This window comes from Jiella sp. M17.18 (genome assembly GCF_041027365.1).
Classification (GTDB): Bacteria; Pseudomonadota; Alphaproteobacteria; order Rhizobiales; family Rhizobiaceae; genus VKMB-3413.
This window is the reverse complement of sequence record NZ_JBFTEH010000004.1, coordinates 235,043-251,651: the sequence shown is the minus strand read 5'-3', so window position 1 is coordinate 251,651 and position 16,609 is coordinate 235,043. Positions and strand designations below refer to the sequence as shown.

The following is a 16,609-nucleotide window of genomic DNA, read 5'->3' as shown; positions in this document are numbered from 1 at the left end:
GAAACCATGACGATCTCAACGTTCGGCCGCCGGCTGGCACGAGGGTGTCTCGGGCTTCTCGTGGCCTTCTCGCTCACCCCGACCGGCTTCGCTCTGGCCCAGCCCAATCCGCCGGAACTTCTGACACCCGTCCAGCAGACGCTGGCCGCCGACCAGTTCCCCCGCGTGGCGGCCCTGCGGGCCCAGCCGACGACGCAGAGCCTGGAACTGGTGCGCATCAATGTCGATGCGCTGCGCGGCGACGCCGTCAGCCTGACGATGCCCGGCCAGAAGACCGTGACACTGTCGCGGCGCTCGATGGAAACCACCGGCAACAACGCCTTCATCTGGACCGGCAGCCTCTCCGCCGTTCCCGGCACCGCCACGCTGGTCATGCGCGACGGCAACGTCACCGGCACGGTGCAGGACGGCCTCGACACCTACCGCATCGAATCCGTCGGCGACGGCCTGCATGCGCTGATCAAGCTCGACACGTCGCGCTTCCCGCCGGAGGAGCCTCCGAGCTTCCGGGCCAAGGAGCAGGAGCGGCGCGGCGACGTCATGCCGCTGGGCCTCCCCGCCGAGCGGCAGGACGGCCCGGTCGGCATCGACGTCATGGTGGCCTACACGCCCGCTGCCAAGGCGGCCGTCGCGGACATCATCGCCACCATCCAGCTGGCCGTTGCCGAAGCCAACCAGTCCTATGTCAACAGCGGCGTGAACGTGAAGCTGAAGCTGGTCGACACGTTCCAGGTCAACGAGAGCGAGGCCGGCAAGTCCTACGACCAGATCCTCGCCGACTTCGTCGCCAACAGCGACGCGAAGAACCACCACGCCAGTTCCGGCGCCGACCTGTCGGCGATGATCATCAACCAGACCGACTATTGCGGCCTCGCCGACGCCATCCGGGCGAACGCCGGCACGGCCTATGCCGTCGTCCATTACAGCTGCGCGACCGGCTATTATTCCTTCGCGCACGAACTCGGCCATCTGATGGGCGCCCGCCACGACCCGGCGAACGATCCCTCGACCTCGCCCTTCCCCTATGGCCATGGCTTCCAGCAGACGGCGAAGGCGCCATCATGGCGCACCATCATGGCCTATAACTGCGCTTCCAGCTGCTCGCGGCTGCAGTACTGGTCGAACCCGAACGTCAAGTACAACAACATCGCCATGGGCACCGCCGCCACGCATGACAATGCGCGCGTCCTGAACCAGACGGCGACCACCGTGGCGGCCTTCAACAGCCCGCCGGGCTCGGATATCGGCTCGATCTGGCGCTCGACCGGGGTCGCCTGCAGCGGCAATTCCTGCCCGGGCTGGACGCGCCTCGACAACAACGGGCAGAGCGTGCGCATCGCCGCCGGCGGCGGCAACCTCTATCAGCTGCACAAGACCGGCCGGATCTGGCGCTACACCGGCACGCCCTGCAGCGGCAATTCCTGCCCCGGCTGGCAGATGCTCGACAACAACCCCGCCACGGTGGCGATCGCCGCGGCCGGCAACGACCTCTACCAGCTCCACAACACCGGCCGGATCTGGCGCTACACCGGCACGCCCTGCAGCGGCAATTCCTGCCCCGGCTGGCAGATGCTCGACAACAACCCCGCCACGGTGGCGATCGCCGCGGCCGGCAACGACCTCTACCAGCTCCACAACACCGGCCGGATCTGGCGCTACACCGGCACGCCCTGCAGCGGCAACTCCTGCCCCGGCTGGCAGATGCTCGACAACAATCCCGCGACCCTCGCCATCGCTGCGGGCACGGGCGGCCTCTACCAGTTGCACAACACCGGCCGGATCTGGCGCTACACGGGCACGCCCTGCAGCGGCAATTCCTGCCCGGGCTGGCAGATGCTCGACAACAACCCCGCGACGCTCGCCATCGCCGCCGGCAGCGGAGGCCTCTACCAGCTGCACAACACCGGCCGGATCTGGCGCTATACCGGCACGCCCTGCAGCGGCAATTCCTGCCCCGGCTGGCAGGCGCTCGACAACAACCCGGCGACCGCCGACATCGCCGCCGACGGCAGCAAGCTCTACCAGCTGCACAACACCGGCCGGATCTGGCGGCACACCGGCACGCCCTGCAGCGGCAATTCCTGCCCGGGCTGGCTGGCGCTCGACAACAACGGAGCCACCGGGCGCATCGCCGCCGCGGGGGACCAGCTCTACCAGGTGCACATCGCCCGGATTCCCCGAACCCGGACCCGCACCTGCTACGACTGCCGCTGACGCCTGACGCATGGACGCGACGGCCGGCTCCCCCGCCGGCCGTCGCGCTGTCTCCGCCACTCAGCGCAAAGAAGACGATCAGGCGCCGCGCAAGCCGCGCCGATCGGCAGCTTCCTTGCGAGCCTCCATCGCCGAAGCACGCTGCCCTGTCTTCATCATCCGGCCGATAGCCGTCCACCGACCCGGAAGCCCTCGGGCTGTCCTCTGCACCTTTCCCGCGATCCGTTCGCGCCTATCCTTACGCCGCGAGCGGACAGGGCAAGCCTCTGTTCCGCCAGTGGTTTAAGGGGCACCGGCATCGCATGAAAGTTGTATTCGGGATCGTCGCCGTGATCGTCATCCTGGCGGCGGCGGCCTTGGGCTATGCGCTGAGCCCATCGGCCATCGCGGCGATCCAGCCGCCGGCGCCGGCCAGCTTCCAGCAGGCGGAGGTGAAACACGGCGCCGAACTCGCCCGCCTCGGCGACTGCAACACCTGCCACACGGTGAAGGGCGGTGCCCCCTATGCCGGCGGCTACGGTCTAGAGACGAGCTTCGGCACGATCTACTCCACCAACATCACGCCCGACGCCGACACCGGCATCGGCCGTTGGTCGGAAGCCGCCTTCGCCCGCGCCATGCGGCAGGGCCTCGACCGCGAGGGCGACCACCTCTACCCCGCCTTCCCCTACACCCACTTCACCAAGCTCTCGGACCCCGACGTCAAGGCGCTCTACGCCTTCTTCATGACCCGCACGCCGGTGAAGAAGGCGGCGCGCGACAACGACCTGCCCTTCCCGCTGAACTGGCGGCCGGTGCTCGCCGGCTGGAAGCTGCTGTTCTTCCACCCCGGTCGCTTCCAGCCGGACGCCAAGGCCAGCGATCAGGTCAACCACGGCGCCTATCTCGTACAGGGCCTCGGCCATTGCGGCGCCTGCCACACGCCGCGCAACGTCCTGCAGGCGGAAAAACGCGACGACTTTCTCGAGGGCGGCGAGGCCGAGGGATGGACTGCGCCCGCCATCGCCGGCAACGCCATGCCGGCGCCGAAGGCCTGGACCCAGACGGCCCTGAAGGACTACCTCACCGGCCGCTATGCCAAGGACCACGGCGTCGCAGCCGGCCCGATGCAGCCGGTCGCGCAGAACCTGTCGGAAGTGCCCCAGAGCGACGTTGATGCCATCGTCGCCTACATCCATCCCGGCATGCGGCAGGGCAACGCACAGCCGGCGAACGCGCAGGCGTCCGCCGCGGCGTCCGGCTCCAGCGGCCAGTCCGGCCAGGGCGCCGCGATTTATGCCGGCCTCTGCGCCCGCTGCCACGAGCAGGCGAGCCCATCGCGCTATTCCGAGGGGCTGAACCTTGCCGACAGCAGCGCGCTGCACGAGGCCTCGGGCCGCAACTTCGTGAACTTCGTCCTTGCCGGCGTGCAGCCCCCGGAAGGCCGCGCCGGACCGTTCATGCCGCCGCTCGCCGGCTCGCTCACGGACGGACAGCTGACCGCACTCGCCGACTACCTGCGCCAGGCCAAGGCCGGGCTGAAGCCCTGGGACGATCTGAAGGACACGATCTCGAGCGTGCGCAAGACCGCGCTCGCCGCCGAAGCGCAGCCGCAGAGCTGACCAGATCCGGAAACCGTGAAGCGGTCTTTGCGGAAGGCCGTGCGATACCAAAGGGATGCCGCGGCAAGGCGATCTGGTCCGATCGGATCACGTCCGCAGCCGCGAGGAGGACGACCGAGATGACCAAGTTCACCGTCAACGACAAGCCGGTCTCGACCGAGACCGCCCCCGACACGCCGCTGCTCTATGTCCTGCGCAACGAGCTGGAGTTGAACGGCGCCAAGTTCGGCTGCGGCCTCGGCCAATGCGGCGCTTGCACCGTGCTGCTCGACGGCCAGGCGATCTTCTCCTGCCTGACGCCGCTCGCCGCGATCGAAGGTCGCAAGGTGACGACGCTCGAAGGCCTCGGGACGATCGACAATCCCGGCCCGGTGCAGGCGGCGTTCATCGAAGAGCAGGCGGCCCAGTGCGGGTACTGCATCCCCGGGATGATCATGCGCACGCAGGGCATGCTGAACGAGAACCCCTCTCCGAGCGAGGAGGAGATCCGCGAGCACCTCAACACCAATCTCTGCCGCTGCGGTACGCATATGCGCATCCTGCGTGCCGCGCGGCGCGCCGCCGGCAAGCCGCCTGCCGACGAAGCCGCCCTCGCCGAAAGGAGCGCCACATGAACGCCTTTGCCGGCCCGTCCATGTCGCGCCGCTCGCTGCTCAGCGCCGGCGGCGCACTCGTCCTCGCCTTCTCGCTGTCGCCGCGCCTCGCCGAGGCGCAGAAGACCGAGGCGAAGGTCTCCGGCACCGGCAAGCTGCCCGGCAGCCTCTCCGACACGCCGTATCTCGACGCCTGGATCCGCATCGGCGAGGACGACTCGATCGCCGTCTTCACCGGCAAGGCGGAGCTCGGCCAGGGCATCAAGACGGCGCTGATCCAGGTCGCCGCCGAACAGCTCGACGTCGACCTGAAACGCATCGTGCTCCACACCGCCGATACCGGCGAGACTCCGAACGAGGGCTACACCGCCGCCAGCCACTCCATGTCCGAGAGCGGCACCGCGATCATGAACGCCGCGGCGCAGGTGCGGGCCATCCTCGTCGCCCGCGCTGCCGAGCAGCTGGGCATGCCGGCGACCCAGCTGACCGTCGAGAACGGCGTCGTCTCCGGCGGCGGCAAGACGCTCAGCTACGGCAAGCTGGTCGGACCGGACGTGCTGCACGTCAAGGCGCGGCCGCACTCGCCGCTGAAGGACCCGAAGCAGAACACCATCATCGGCAAGTCGGTCCCACGCGTCGACATCCCAGGCAAGCTCACCGGCGCCGTCGCCTATGTCCAGGACCTGCGCCTGCCCGGCATGGTGCATGCGCGCGTCGTTCGCCCGCCTGTCTACGGCGCGCAGCTGACCAGGGTCGACACGGCCAAGGCCGAGGGCATGCCCGGCGTCGTCAAGGTCGTGCGCGACGGCAACTACCTCGCGGTTCTCGCCAAGGGCGAATACCAGGCAATCCGGGCGATGAACGCCCTCGATGCCTCGGCGAGCTGGAGCGGCGGCATCGCGCTGCCGAAGAAGGACGAGATCTACGCCGTCCTGAAGGGGCTGCCGTCGCACGACACGGTGATCCAGGACAAGGGCCAGGTCGGCGCGGGGCGTGGCGGCACGGCGGTGAAGGCCGCCTATCACCGCCCTTACCAGCTGCACGGCTCGATCGGCCCGTCCTGCGCCGTCGGCCATCTCGACGGCGACCAGCTGACCGTCTGGAGCCATACCCAGGGCGCCTATCCCGACCGCGACGCCATCGCCGAAATGGTCGGCATGCCGCAGGACAAGGTGCGGGTCATCCACATGGAAGGCGCCGGCTGCTACGGCCACAACGGCGCCGACGACGCCGCCGCCGACGCGGCGCTGCTGGCCACCAAGATCCCCGGAACGCCCGTGCGCGTGCAGTGGATGCGCGAGCAGGAGCACCGCTGGGAGCCCTACGGCTCCGCCATGGTAGTCGAGGCGAGCGCGACGCTCGACGGCTCCGGCAAGATCACCGACTGGGTGTACGACGTCTGGTCGACGCCGCACACCACGCGCCCCGGCCCGGCCGGCAGCCTGCTTGCGGCCAACCTCATCGCCAAGCCGTTCCAGGCGCCCTATCCCGACCCGATTCCGCAGCCGGCCGGCGGCGGCGACCGCAACGCCGTGCCCGGCTACGACTTCCCGAACTCGCGCGTCACCAAGCACTTCATCGCCCAGATGCCGCTCAGGGCATCGGCGATGCGCTCGCTCGGCGCCTACATGAACGTCTTCTCGCTCGAAAGCTTCATGGACGAGCTGGCGCTGGCAGCGAAGATCGACCCCGTCGAGTTCCGGCTGCAGAACCTCACCGACCCCCGCGGCCGCGACGTCATCAACCTCGCCGCCGAGAAGTTCGGCTGGAAGGACTGGCAGCGCAAGGGGCCCGGCCACGGCCGCGGCTTCGCCTATGCCCGCTACAAGAACCTCGCTGTCTACTGCGCCATCGCGCTGGAGATGGAGGTCGAGCGCGAGGCCGGCCACGTGCGCATCCTGCGCGCGGTCGCGGCCACCGACAGCGGCGAGGCGGTCAATCCCGACGGCATCCGCAACCAGACCGAGGGTGGCATCGTCCAGTCGGCCAGCTGGACGCTCTACGAGGAGGTCGACTACTCCACGCAGGAGATCCTTAGCCGCGACTGGGCGAGCTATCCGATCCTGCGCTTCCCGGCGGTGCCGGGCGCCGTCGAGGTGCACATCGTCGACCGGCCGGGCGAGCCCTTCCTCGGCACGGGAGAAGGCTCGCAAGGGCCCACCGCCGCGGCGATCGCCAACAGCTTCGCCGACGCCACCGGCAAGCGCATCCGCGACCTGCCGCTGTCGCCGGAGAAGATCCGCCGGACGCTGGAAGCGTAGGCTTCGCGAACCGGGCAGCCGGACGCCGGGCGCAGGTTTCGCGCGCGCCCGGTTCCGCCCGTTGCCGACGGGTCGGCCCTGTCCGCGCCCGGGGTTCGTGCCCCGGCCGCGGCGCGTCGCTGCGGCTCAGGCCCTTGCGGGCGCCTTCGGCGTCGGGGTCGGCCGGCTGAGCGCCACGCCGATCGCCTCCGAGAGGTAGCCGAGCACCGAGCCGATCACCATCGAGGCGACGATGTTGATCAGCGGGTTGTCGACGATGTTGCCGGCATAGAGCGTGCCGAGCTTGTTCGCGAGCAGCGCATAGGCGGCGACGCAGGCGAAGCCGTAGACGCTCGACGGGATCGAGGCGAACATCGGCAGGTTGGCCGCGAAGACCATGGCCGCCGCGCCGATCGCGACGCAGATGCCCGCCGCGGCCGGGACTCCGAGCCGGCCGGCGAGGCTGGTCGTGCCGACCAGGGCCAGCCAGCCGATCACGGCGCCGAGAATGTGGGCGGGGACGTTGCTGCGCAGGGCGGCCGTCTTGCCGCCGGAGTGGTAGAAGGCCGCCCAGGCGACGAAGGCCGCCCAGATCTGCAGGCCGACGCCGGCCGCCGGCCCGACGAAGGCCCAGGTCGCGAGGCCGCCGAGGACGCCGATGCTGATGGCGAGAGCAGTCAGAAGTGGCATGTCATTTCCTCCCAAGCACCCCAGGAGCCGGAAGCAAACAGGTGCCCATTCCTGCCGCTGATCTGGCGACAGGACATTTCTTCCTTTCGGGGGTGCGACATTTTAGCAAATTTTGAAGGAATAAGAAGGCGGATTCTTGTGTCGTCACAACAAAGGCCTGCTGCACCGCATTCACCCTGCGGAATACGCTAGAGCGTTTCCGGCGAGCGTGAGTTCACCGAGAACGCTCTGTCGTCTTGTCTTTCGCATTGTCCGAGCGCGGAAGCCGATCCGGCCTTCACTGAAAATGCTCTCGCTATCCCGCGGCGCCGGTGGGCGCCTCCGCCGTCGAGGCCGCCGACAGTGCCGAGCCGACGGGGCGAGGCGCCTCGGCCTCCCCGCCCGGGCTGAACTGCCGCCGACCGCAGCGGAGGCGGCCGGACGACTGCGGGTCGGCGGACGGTTGGCTGATCGAGGCTCTGAAGCCGCGGCTCACCGACCTCGGCTGAAGGCGGCCCCGCCCGGCCGTGGTCCCTGCCCGCGCGGACGTAGGGCCGTGGTCGCGAGCAGGAGAGCCTTGGCAGGCACGCGAAGCCGCCAGCGCGGCGGCTGCGGCCCCTCGAGCCGCTCGGCGAGCAGCCAGAGCGAGACGGCGGCCATGACTGCGAGATGGCCGCCGGTTGCCAGGAGCGGCAGCAGCATCAGCGCCCAGCATGCGCCGATGCACCACAGGCCATGCACCACACCGTACCGAAGGACGGACAGGTCGGCCGTGCGGCCGAAGGGCGCCAGCGGGACCGCGGCGTGGCAGCGGTTGAGACAGCGCTGCTTGGCCGGCGATGCCTGCCAGACGAAGGCCCCGACGAGCCCGGCCAGCAACGGCAGCATCGATGCCGGAAGCACCAGTCGCACGCCCAGCGTCAGCGCGAGAAGGACAATGCCGGCCTGCACCCAGACCGCGCCGTAGCCGGCGAGAAAAAGCCCGACGGCCCTCGTCCGCCGACGCGGAAAGCTCCGGTCGCGCACATGGCGCAGCGGCGCCCCCAGAAGCGGAGCCATCATGCCTGCGAGCATCAGCGCGAAGCCGGCGAGCAGGCCTGCCGGCGGGTTGAGCGCCAAGGCGAGGTCGAGCGATGCCCGGGTGGGCAGCGTGACCGTCACCGCGAAGGGAGACGCGGCCGAGGCCGAAGCGACCGAGCAGATCGCCGGAAGCGCGACGCCGCTCGCCGCGGCGACCATGCCGGCCCAGGCCACCGCCGCGATCAGCCAGAGCGGCAGCTGGACCGTCAGCCGTTCGCGGCCCGCGCGGGTCATCGGCCGGATCCGGTCAGCCGCCCTGGCGGAACAGGCTGACGCGGCCGATGCTGACCTTCGCGGCGTCCGGCACCGGGTTCATCGGCACGATCCGCACCGGCAGCTGCTCGGCGTCGAACCGGTTGGCGAGATGCATCGCGTCGACGATCTTGGTGACCTCGAGGACGAAAGTCAGGCCCTGCCCGGCATGCTCCCCTTCGCCCACCGTCGCCTTGCGCACCCCGAACAGCGACACGCTGCCCGCGAGATGGTCGGGATGATCGGCGGGATCGGCGCCTTCCGGCAGCCCGAGATAGACCTTCAGCGTCGTCGCGTCGGCGACCCCGGTCACATTTTCGAGGTTGAGGAACATCCGGTCCGGTGCGGACGGCGATGCGCCCGGCGCGGCCGCCGCGGCAAAGCTCGTCACCACCTTGCTGCGCATGCCGTCGTCGAGCTTCACGCTGGTCTGCATGTCGCCGCCCGACAGCGACATGGGGTGGTCGTTCGCCCCCACCATTTCGACCGTTTGCGCCTGTGCCACCTGCCGTGCTCCCACCATTGCCGCGGCCGCCTGCGGGGCGATGCCGAGCCGCGCCAGACGCTGTGCCGGCGGCACCGGCTGCGGCGCCGCCGCGCCGGGCGTCAGGTCGTCATAGTCATAGCCGAGGGCGGCGAGATCCGACATCTCGCCCGGCGTGTAATCATAGGTCTCGCCCCCGGGCATCGGCATGGAGAACGCCCGTTCGCCGATCCTGGCCGGCCCGTCCACCCAGTTCGGACTGTTCGGGTCGACATGCTGCGGATCCCGGCGCCAGGACGCCCACAGCCGGTCGATATTGGCGTGATGCAGCCAAAAGATCGGATCGAGGCCCGCGGTATCCGGGTCCGTCATCAGGCCCAGCAGGCCGGGCGCCTGCGGATCGGCACCGCCGACCAGAACATGGACGTTGTTGTGGGGCTGCGACTCCAGCCCGCCGAAGACATTGCCCCCGTGCGAGAAGCCCGTATCGACGCCGCCGAAGCCGGTACTACCGCCGCTCGCCGTTCCCTCGAACTCGGGATCGCCGAGCGCGTCGAGATTCACCCCGTCGATCGGCACGAAGACATTGCCGTCGTTGTTCGGACCATAGCGCTGCGACACGAACAGGGGATTGTCGCCCTGCCCGTCGGGCCAGTCCGGCGAGGCGAAGGCCGGCGGCAAAGCCGACTGGCCGGTGCCGAAATAGTTCCAGTACGGCAGCGCCCACGCCGCCGGGCCGCCGAGATCGGCGATCGCGGCGCGGACATTGGCCTCGAAGGCGATGAGGTAACCGCGATGCCAGGGCAGGAAGTACCAGCTGCCGTGCTGGCACTGCCGCCAGAACTCCTGGACGAGCGGATCGCTCGGCAGCGGATCGTTCGGATCGAGATAGCCGAGTTGCTGCCAGAGGTCGGAGTCGAAACCGTGGATCGCGCCGTAGAAGCGCCAGCTGGTCGGCTCGGCGAGCGGACGCGCCTTCATGGCGGCGACGCCCCGGGCGTACCAGAGGATCGGCTCGGCCCAATCGCCGCCGAGTGCGTAGACGTTCCTGCGCGTGACCACCGCTGTCGCCTCCCTGGCCCAATTGACGCTGCGGAAGATTACGCCGTTCGCGGCAGGCTTGCAATATGGAGTTGTGGTTGCCGTCCGACGCCCGCGCTTCGCCGCGGAGACGAACCGGCGGCGGCCGATGACGAGCCGCACCGGTTGGACGCCCCCGCCCGCCGCCCGGCAGTCGGCCGCGCCCGGCCGCGGCGGGACGAAGAGTCCCGTCGGCCCCGCTTCCATCCCCGCCCCGTGGTCTCTATATGTTCCGCCATGGCTCCCCCGAAGAAATCCCGCCGCAGCCCGATCACCGACTTCACCGACGCGGCCGAGCCGATCCGGCCCGCCGGGCGCGGCCCCGGCAGCGGCTTTGAGGAGGCGCCGCAGGCGTCCTTCGACGCGTCGGAGGCGTTCTCCGGCCCCGTTTCCGGCTGGGCCGACGAGATCGCCCGCGCTGCCGAGACCGATGCCGAGAAGACGGCGGACGCCGAAGCCATGCCGGACCGCGGGCACCGGGACGCGCCTGAGGCGCGCCGGGGAGACGCGGACAAGCCGGCCACCAAGTCGCGGAAATCGCTCGCCGAGGTGAACGGTCCGAAGCGCCCGATGAAGTCGGCGCGCGGCACCTCGATGGGCGGCACCACCGACCCGAAGCAGCGCGCCGCGGCCGGCCTCAACCCGGTCGCCGGGCTCGACATCAGCCTCGAGGACGCCAAGGGCCTGCCGCAGGGCGGCGTCACCGCGACGGTGCAGGCGCTGCAGGACCTCATCGCCTCGGGCAACCCCTTGCACAAGAACGGCGAGCTTTGGGTGCCGCACCGCCCGGCCCGGCCGGAAAAGTCCGAAGGCGGCGTGCCGCTGAAGATCGCCTCGGACTACACCCCGCAGGGCGACCAGCCGACCGCCATCGCCGATCTCGTCGCCGGCATCGCCGACCACGACCAGACGCAGGTGCTGCTCGGCGTCACCGGCTCCGGCAAGACCTTCACCGTCGCCAACGTCATCGAGCGCACGCAGCGCCCGGCGCTGATCCTCGCGCCGAACAAGACGCTGGCGGCCCAGCTCTACGGCGAGTTCAAGGCGTTCTTCCCGGACAACGCGGTGGAGTACTTCGTCTCCTACTACGACTACTACCAGCCGGAGGCCTACGTCCCGCGCTCGGACACCTATATCGAGAAGGAATCCTCGATCAACGAGCAGATCGACCGGATGCGCCATGCCGCGACCCGCGCGCTGCTCGAGCGCGACGACGTCATCATCGTCGCCTCGGTCTCCTGCATCTACGGTATCGGCTCGGTCGAGACCTATACGGCGATGACCTTCCAGATGGCGGTCGGCGACCGGCTCGACCAGCGCCAGCTCCTCGCCGACCTCGTCGCCCAGCAGTACAAGCGCCGCGACATGGACTTTACCCGCGGCTCCTTCCGCGTCCGCGGCGACACGATCGAGATCTTCCCCGCCCATCTGGAAGACCGCGCCTGGCGCATCTCGCTGTTCGGCGACGAGATCGAGGCGATCCACGAGTTCGACCCGCTGACCGGCCAGAAGACCGACAACCTCAAATCGGTGAAGATCTACGCCAATTCCCACTACGTCACGCCGCGCCCGACGCTGCAGCAGGCGGTGAAGTCGATCAAGGAGGAGCTGCGCCTGCGCCTCGCCGAGCTGGAGCGCGCCGGCCGCCTCCTGGAGGCGCAGCGCCTCGAACAGCGCACCCGCTTCGACATCGAGATGATCGAGGCGACGGGCTCGTGCAACGGCATCGAGAACTATTCGCGCTACCTCACCGGCCGCCGCCCCGGCGACCCGCCGCCGACGCTGTTCGAATACCTGCCGGACAACGCCCTGGTCTTCATCGACGAGAGCCACGTCACCATCCCGCAGATCGGCGCGATGTATCGCGGCGACTTCCGCCGCAAGGCGACGCTCGCCGAATACGGCTTCCGCCTGCCCTCCTGCATGGACAACCGCCCGCTGCGCTTCGAGGAGTGGAACGCCATGCGGCCGCAGACGGTCGCCGTCTCCGCCACCCCCGGCCCGTGGGAGCTGGAGGAGTCCGGCGGCGTCTTCGCCGAGCAGGTGATCCGCCCGACCGGCCTCACCGATCCCCCGGTCGAGGTGCGCCCCGCCCGCAGCCAGGTCGACGATCTTCTGGGGGAAATCCGCGAGACCGTCGCGAAGGGCTACCGCGTGCTCGTCACCGTCCTGACCAAGCGCATGGCCGAGGACCTCACCGAATATCTCCACGAGCAGGGCGTGCGCGTGCGCTACATGCACTCCGACATCGACACGCTGGAGCGCATCGAGATCATCCGGGACCTGCGCCTCGGCGCCTTCGACGTGCTGGTCGGCATCAACCTGCTCCGCGAGGGCCTCGACATCCCGGAATGCGGCCTCGTCGCCATCCTCGACGCCGACAAGGAGGGGTTCCTGCGCTCCGAGACCTCGCTGATCCAGACGATCGGCCGCGCCGCGCGCAATGTCGACGGCAAGGTCATCCTCTACGGCGACCAGGTCACCGGCTCGATGGAGCGCGCCATCGCTGAGACCAACCGGCGCCGCGAGAAGCAGGAGGCGTTCAACGCCGAGCACGGCATCACGCCGCAATCGGTCAAGGCGAAGATCGCCGACATCCTCGACTCCTATTACGAGAAGGACCACGTCCGGGTCGACGTCCAGGGCCTCGCCGACGCCGGCGCCCTCGTCGGCAACAATCTGCGCGCCCATCTCGAGGCGCTGGAAAAGCAGATGCGCGACGCCGCCGCCGACCTCGACTTCGAAACCGCCGCCCGCCTGCGCGACGAGATCAAGAAGCTCCAGGCCAAGGAACTGGAATTCGGACCGGATGCCGGCCACACCGACGGCACCGGTTGGGGCGAAGGCGCCGACGCTGCTTCTTCTCCCCCCCGGGGAGAAGGTCCCGGCAGGGGGATGAGGGGGGCCAAGCGCGGCGCGTCCGACCGATCCGCCGATGCCGCCACCCCCGACACCCTCGCCGCCGCCGCCGAGCTGGAGGAGGAGCTGATCTCCCCCGTCACCGGCAAGTCCAAATACGGCAGACAAGCCAAGCGCGACCGCCAGTCCGCCGAGCCCGCCCGCTTCGGCCCCCGCGGCGAGCCCCTGAAGCCCCGCGGCAGCGGCGACGCGGCCGCCCCCGCCTCGCTGTTCCGCAAGCCGTCGCTCGACGACATGGGCCCCGGCACCGACACCGCCGTCCCGAATCGCCCCTCGCTGTTCCGCAAGAACACGCTCGACGAAATGACCGTCGGCCGCACCGAAAAGCCCACCGGCAAGACCCCGCCGAAGAAGCCGGCGCCCGCAACCCAGCCGATCTCCCCCCCTGCGGGGGAGATGTCCGGCAGGACAGAGGGGGACGCGCCGCGCTCTGCCCCCGACGACTCCCCCGCCCCGATCCGCCGCGAACGCATCGGCCGCGGGTCCTACGAGGACGAGGGGGAGCAGAAGCGCAAGCGGCGGCCGACGAAGACGGGGCGGCCGGGGCGGTAGGGCGTCCGCTCGGTGCGAGGAGGGGCATCGCCTCTCCGCCATTGCAGGACGAGCCGCCTCCTCCTCCGCTTCGTCATCCTCGGCCGCAGGCCGGGGATCCATGCCGCTGCGCCGCCACCGCCGCTCCGCACGAGGACACGCACCCGTTCCTCATGCGCGCCGCCCTCCCCACCATCGCGGCATGGATCCCCGCGCTCCGCGCGAGGATGACGAGGCATAGGTGGCATCGCCTCGTCCTGCAGCGCTGCGTTGAAAGGTGGCGCTTGGCCGGGAGCATCCCCCTTCAGCCCCCCAATCCGACCAGGCGCCCTCCCCCTCCGTTGCGCCAAGGCACGGGCCACCCTCCGCGCCACCTCGGCCGAGAAGACGTGCTTCCCTCCCCGCTTCGCCACACGGCGAGCCGCCTCCCCCTCCGCTTCGTCATCCTCGGCCGCAGGCCGGGGATCCATGCCTCCGCGCCGCCACCACCGCTCCGCAGGAGGACGTGCGCTGCTTCCTCATAAGCGCCGCCCTCCCCACCATCGCGGCATGGATCCCCGCGCTTCGCGCGAGGATGACGAGGCATGGGTGGCATAGCCTCGTCCTCCAGCGCTGCGTTGAAAGGTGGCGCTTGGCCGGGAGCATCCCCCCTCAGCCTCCCAATCCGACCCGCCTCCCTCCCCCTACGTTGCGCCACGGCACGGGGCACCCTCCGCGCCACCTCGGCCGAGAAGACGTGCTTCCCTCCTCGCTTCGCCACACGGCGAGCCGCCTCCCCCTCCGCTTCGTCATCCTCGGCCGCAGGCCGGGGATCCATGCCTCCGCGTCGCCGCCGCCGCTTCGTGCGAGGATACGCGCCCCTTCCTCAAGCGCACCACCCGCCCCGACCGTCGCGGCATGGATCCCAGCGCTTCGCGCGAGGATGACGAGGCATGGGTGGCGCCGCCTCTTCCTGCACCGTCCCTCTGGAGAGCGCACGTCCCTTGACGCATCTTCACCCGCCCCGCACCGTCCGGCGATGGCGGGACACGTCTACATCATGGCGAGCCAGCGGAACGGCACCCTCTACATCGGCGTCACGTCCGACCTGGCCCGCCGCGTCCACGAGCACAAGAGCGAGGCGGTGAAGGGCTTCACCAGCCGCTACGGCTGCAAGCGGCTGGTCTGGTACGAGGAGCACTTCGACATCCGCGACGCCATCGCGCGCGAGAAGGCGATGAAGAAGTGGCCGCGGGCGAGGAAGATCGCGCTGATCGAGGCGATGAACCCCGACTGGTCGGAGCTCTACCGCGGCCTGTGGTGGTGAGGGTTGCGGCTGCGTCGCGGTTCGGTCGAAGGACCTTCTTCCTCCGCTCCGCCGTTGCAGAACGAGCCGCCTCCCTCTCCGCTTTCGCCGAGGACGAGCCGCCTCCCTCTCCGCTTCGTCATCCTCGGCCACAGGCCGGGGATCCATGCCTCTGCGCCGCCACCGCTGCCCCGCACGAGGAACCCATACCCTAGAAACCAAGCTAGCAGCCTCTCGGGGTTGAGTTCTGCGAAACCACCGGTCAAAGTCGCTGCTTAGAGCTGAGTCTTCCGAAGGTTACCATGTACTGTCTAGCCCTTGAGGATTTTCGTGGCTTCCATCAACAGGGCTTCGTAAGCATTCGCCCGATAACGATCCTAATTGGAGAAAATAGCGCAGGCAAAAGCTCCTTTCTTTCAGCCATTAAGTACATGATGGACTTTGTATCTGGCAATTCCGAGGCCTCCTTCAACAAGGATCCGTTCCAGTTGGGAACATTCCAGCAAATTGCTCACTATAGAGGCGGCAAAGCCGGCCGAGCAAAGAGTTTTTTTATTACGCTTAAGACGAATGTTGATCGCTCAAGAAGGCAACCTCATGTGGAGCCTGATATCTCGGTAGAGTTTCGTATTGCGTTCGAGAGTTCGGAGTCGCAGCCGGTCATTTCAGCGATTCATATTTCCACGAAGGCTGGATCATTATCGGCTTCCATAGACAACCGTCGGTTTCGGGTTGAAATTACCCTGAAGGACGGAGGCACTTACCCCATCGAAGAAGGCAACGACTTTCCGAGATTTGCGCGGAACGATTTCACAAGATACTGGCCGTTTCTTCTACGCGATCTTCGCTATAGGCTGTCTCGAAGAAATAGGGGAAGCGAAGGCCAGCTTTTTCCCAACGCTCCCGACCTAGATGTTTCACATTTTATAGAGGTTGCGGATGCATTGTCGGAGAAGTTGTCCGGCCCTATTGAAGCTACATCAGCCATCCGTACAAAACCCCTGCGAACTTATACACCCGGCGCAGAAGCTCCGGATGGGGAGGGATCGCATGTTCCGTTTGAGATTGCTAAACTATTCCGTGCAACCAATAAGGACCCTTGGCGTCGACTAAAATCCAACCTCGAAGACTTTGGAACAGCATCAGGAATGTTTCGGGAAATTAGCGTCAAGTCCTTTGGTCGCAGCGCTAGCGACCCTTTTCAGATACAGCTATCGTCGGACGGCCCAAAGACAAACCTCGTCGACCTAGGTTATGGCACTAGCCAAGTGATACCTATAATTTATAATATATCGTCACAGTCGCCAAGGAGCACTCACCTAATACAACAGCCTGAGGTGCATCTGCATGCGAGGGCGCAGGCAGCGCTTGGCCAGTATTTTGTTGAGTCTTATCTGGGGAACGGCTCCGAGTTCGTTCTTGAGACACACAGCGATTTTATTGTTGATCGAGTCCGACAAGCTGTCTTCCAAAGACGCATAAGCCCGGATGACGTATCTATACTATTCTTCGAGCGTGGCCGTCTAGAAAACCACATAACAGAGGTGTCTCTTGATACAAATGGGGAGCCTGTAGACGCTCCATCAAGCTATCGTTCTTTTTTCGTAGATGAGCAACTACGTACACTGGGCGTGGAACCCATTGACACTAATCATTGACGC

The 16,609-nt window shown here is 68.1% G+C and carries 10 protein-coding genes; 7 read left to right on the top strand and 3 right to left on the bottom strand.

Features of this window, described 5'->3' with window-relative positions:
• The first annotated feature begins 6 nt into the window (after positions 1 to 6).
• The 4 genes from AB5S17_RS10050 to AB5S17_RS10035 all read left to right on the top strand — a co-directional run bounded on the left by AB5S17_RS10050 (position 7) and on the right by AB5S17_RS10035 (position 6,669).
• Entirely contained in the window at positions 7 to 2,214 is a 2,208-nt protein-coding gene (locus tag AB5S17_RS10050; RefSeq protein ID WP_369238804.1) for a M12 family metallo-peptidase, read from the top strand.
• Between the two features lie 302 nt (positions 2,215 to 2,516).
• Positions 2,517 to 3,815, top strand: coding sequence for a cytochrome c (locus AB5S17_RS10045; RefSeq protein WP_369238802.1), 1,299 nt, complete (start codon positions 2,517 to 2,519; stop codon positions 3,813 to 3,815).
• 119 nt (positions 3,816 to 3,934) lie between these two features.
• Complete coding sequence (locus tag AB5S17_RS10040; protein WP_369238800.1) at positions 3,935 to 4,429, top strand: (2Fe-2S)-binding protein; 495 nt, start codon at positions 3,935 to 3,937, stop codon at positions 4,427 to 4,429.
• The gene (locus tag AB5S17_RS10035) at positions 4,426 to 6,669 is read left to right on the top strand and encodes a molybdopterin cofactor-binding domain-containing protein (RefSeq protein ID WP_369238798.1); all 2,244 of its coding nucleotides are present in this window, start codon (positions 4,426 to 4,428) and stop codon (positions 6,667 to 6,669) included. The genes AB5S17_RS10040 and AB5S17_RS10035 overlap by 4 nt, the downstream gene beginning before the upstream one ends.
• 126 nt (positions 6,670 to 6,795) lie before the next feature.
• On the opposite strand, the gene AB5S17_RS10030 is transcribed toward AB5S17_RS10035, so the two are convergent.
• The 3 genes from AB5S17_RS10030 to AB5S17_RS10020 form a co-directional block, all read right to left on the bottom strand.
• Positions 6,796 to 7,338: a DUF1097 domain-containing protein gene (locus AB5S17_RS10030; RefSeq protein ID WP_369238796.1), complete on the bottom strand. Its 543-nt coding sequence runs from the start codon at positions 7,336 to 7,338 to the stop codon at positions 6,796 to 6,798.
• 471 nt (positions 7,339 to 7,809) lie between these two features.
• Positions 7,810 to 8,631: a DUF2182 domain-containing protein gene (locus AB5S17_RS10025; RefSeq protein WP_369238794.1), complete on the bottom strand. Its 822-nt coding sequence runs from the start codon at positions 8,629 to 8,631 to the stop codon at positions 7,810 to 7,812.
• 13 nt (positions 8,632 to 8,644) lie between these two features.
• On the bottom strand, positions 8,645 to 10,195 hold the full coding sequence (locus AB5S17_RS10020; protein ID WP_369238792.1) for a tyrosinase family protein: 1,551 nt from the start codon (positions 10,193 to 10,195) through the stop codon (positions 8,645 to 8,647).
• Positions 10,196 to 10,450: 255 nt separating this feature from the next.
• Between AB5S17_RS10020 and uvrB the strand changes: the two genes are divergently transcribed.
• The 3 genes from uvrB to AB5S17_RS10005 all read left to right on the top strand — a co-directional run bounded on the left by uvrB (position 10,451) and on the right by AB5S17_RS10005 (position 16,606).
• A complete protein-coding gene (uvrB, locus tag AB5S17_RS10015) occupies positions 10,451 to 13,684 on the top strand; it encodes an excinuclease ABC subunit UvrB (protein WP_369238790.1) in 3,234 nt (1,077 codons plus the stop codon).
• 997 nt (positions 13,685 to 14,681) lie between these two features.
• Positions 14,682 to 14,969 carry a GIY-YIG nuclease family protein gene (locus AB5S17_RS10010; protein ID WP_369238788.1) on the top strand — a complete coding sequence of 96 codons (288 nt, stop codon included), beginning with the start codon at positions 14,682 to 14,684 and terminating at the stop codon, positions 14,967 to 14,969.
• Positions 14,970 to 15,250: 281 nt separating this feature from the next.
• The gene (locus AB5S17_RS10005) at positions 15,251 to 16,606 is read left to right on the top strand and encodes an AAA family ATPase (protein WP_369238786.1); all 1,356 of its coding nucleotides are present in this window, start codon (positions 15,251 to 15,253) and stop codon (positions 16,604 to 16,606) included.
• Positions 16,607 to 16,609 lie beyond the last annotated feature (3 nt).